Source organism: Microbacterium sp. Bi128, from assembly GCF_918698205.1.
On sequence record NZ_CAKKMM010000821.1, the window covers coordinates 1 to 2,253 of the forward strand.

Annotated in this window: 2 protein-coding genes; one reads left to right on the plus strand and one right to left on the minus strand. The window is 72.9% G+C overall.

What is annotated here, in order from left to right:
• Nucleotides 1-98: 98 nt before the first annotated feature.
• Nucleotides 99-1,124: a non-homologous end-joining DNA ligase gene (ligD, locus tag LQV45_RS26695; protein ID WP_230009749.1), complete on the minus strand. Its 1,026-nt coding sequence runs from the start codon at nucleotides 1,122-1,124 to the stop codon at nucleotides 99-101.
• A 173-nt stretch (nucleotides 1,125-1,297) separates the two neighbouring features.
• Here ligD and LQV45_RS26700 point away from each other — a divergent pair, with 173 nt between their 5' ends.
• The gene (locus LQV45_RS26700) at nucleotides 1,298-1,924 is read left to right on the plus strand and encodes a DUF1684 domain-containing protein (protein WP_230009752.1); all 627 of its coding nucleotides are present in this window, start codon (nucleotides 1,298-1,300) and stop codon (nucleotides 1,922-1,924) included.
• Nucleotides 1,925-2,253 lie beyond the last annotated feature (329 nt).

Genomic DNA, 2,253 nt, shown 5'->3' on the forward strand with positions numbered 1-2,253 from the left:
AGATCAGCCTGTCCTCGCGGCATCCCCTGTTCTCGACGCGCCACCCGTCGCCGCGCCGCCGGCCGCACCGCCACCGCCGCAGCCGCAGCCGCGCTGCGCTACTCCGCCGTGCTCTTCGCTCGTGAGGGCTGCACGCGCGGCGGCTCGCCCGGCATCTTGGGGAACTCGGGCGGGAACGGCAGCTCCCCGAGGCCGGCGTCGAGGTCGCGCTGCCACCACTCCAGCAGCGTGTCGATGCGGCCGGGCGCGGCGGCGACGTCCGCCCAGGGGTCGCCGAGGGATGCCAGCCGCTCCGGAACGCTGCGAACGGTGAACGCGAGCGGGTCGACGTCGTGCAGCTCGTCCCACGTGACCGGGGTCGACACGGTCGCGGTCGGGAGCGCGCGCGGCGAGTACGCCCCCGCCATCGTGCGGTCGCGGTTGGCCTGGTTGAAGTCGACGAAGATGCGCTGACCGCGCTCTTCCTTCCACCAGTTGGTCGTCACGGCATCCGGCATCCGTCGCTCCAGCTCCCGGGCCGCGGCGATGACGGCGTGGCGCACGTCGAGGAACTCGTGCGTCGGCTCGATGGGACAGAACACGTGGAGGCCGCGGTTGCCGCTCGTCTTGATCCACGGTTCCAGACCCGCGTCGCGCAGCACCTCGCGCAGCGCGAGCGCGGCGGTCACGGCCTCGGCGAACCCCGTACCCGGCTGCGGATCGAGGTCGATGCGCAGCCCGACGGGATAATCGGGGTCGCTCGCGAGCGAGGCCCAGGGGTGGAACACGATCGTGTTCATCTGGGCCGCCCACACCGCCGACCCGATCTCAGTGAGGACGAGCTGCGGATGCCGCCGGCCGCTGTTGTACGTCACGGTCACCGCCTCGACGAACGCCGGTGCCCCCTTCGGGGGGTTCTTCGAGAAGAAGCTCTCCCCGCCGACGCCGTCGGGGAACCGCTCGAGCGACACGGGTCGGTTGCCGTTCGCGGCGAGGAACGGCTCCGCGACCGCGATCAGGTACTCGGCGAGCTCGAGTTTGGTGATCCCCACCTCGGGCCACAGAACACGGTCGGGGTTGGACACGCCGATCTCGCGATCGCCGTCGGGACCGGGCACGGTGAGCGTGATGCGCGGGGATGCCATGCCCCGACGCTAACGGTCGGCGCGCGCCGTGTCTGCCCCGTTGCCCCGCGCGTGAGGTGCCAATATCTGTCGCCCCGCGCGGCCTCGAAGCGACAAATTCTGGCGCCTCACACTCGGGGTACGGCCGTGTCCAGCCCGCCCCACGGCTTCGCGGGCCCGCCTACGCTCGATGCATGACCTCCCGCGCCGCCCGTACCGCCCTCGACATCGCCGACTGGCGACGCCGCGTCTTCGCGCTCTACGCCGCCATCCGCGAGCTGGACGACCCGGAAGAGGCCCACGAGCTGTGGCGCATCGAGCGCGACGCGCTGTTCGCCGACCACCCCGCCACTCCCCTGCTCCCCGAGCAGCGTGACGGATTCGAGGGCCTCCCCCTCGCTCCGTACGACGCGGCGTGGAGGTTCGAGGTGCCCCTGCTCGACGCCGACGAGGCCTCGTTCATCGCCACGACCGGAACCGACGGCGACGTCGGCTTCGAACGCATCGGCCGCGTCGAGCTGCCCGACACCGGATCCCTCGACGTGTGGCGGCTGACCTCCTACGGAGGCGGCCTCTTCGTGCCGATCCGCGACGCCTCGGCCGGGCGCCCTGGCGGCACCTACGGAGGCGGCCGCTACCTGCTCGACACGATCAAGGGCGCCGACCTCGGCACCGGTACCGCGCCGGACACCCTCGTGCTCGACTTCAACTTCGCGTACAACCCCTCGTGCGCATACGACCCCGCGTGGGCGTGCCCGCTGGCTCCGGCCGGCAACGTGCTGCCTGTCACCGTTCCGGTCGGCGAGCTCTACGGGGTGTGATCCTCGGGGCGCCGCGCGCACACGCGGTTCCCGGCGGGGTCTGCCGCCCCGCCCGTCCGTCGCCCCGCGGGCGCCCGCTGCTCCGGGCCGGACTGCACCCGGCGGGAGCCGACCGGGCGGTCGCGAGTGCCGAACTCCGGAGAAACCCACAGGCCCGGCCTCCGCACGGCGCAACAACGGCGCGGGAGGGCAGAAACTCCGGAGTTCGGCCCGCCCCGCGCCGCCCCAGACCACGGCATCCCGACCCGCGGCGGCGCGGCCCCAGCACGCGGCCGCACGTGCCGAACTCCTGAGAAACCCACCGATCCGGCCCCTGCACGGCGCAAGAA

Bases quoted from the DNA above. Each gene is read 5' to 3' on its own strand.
- ligD (WP_230009749.1), bottom strand. From the start codon at position 1,124: ATGGCATCCCCGCGCATCACGCTCACCGTGCCCGGTCCCGACGGCGAT.
- LQV45_RS26700 (WP_230009752.1), top strand. From the start codon at position 1,298: ATGACCTCCCGCGCCGCCCGTACCGCCCTCGACATCGCCGACTGGCGA.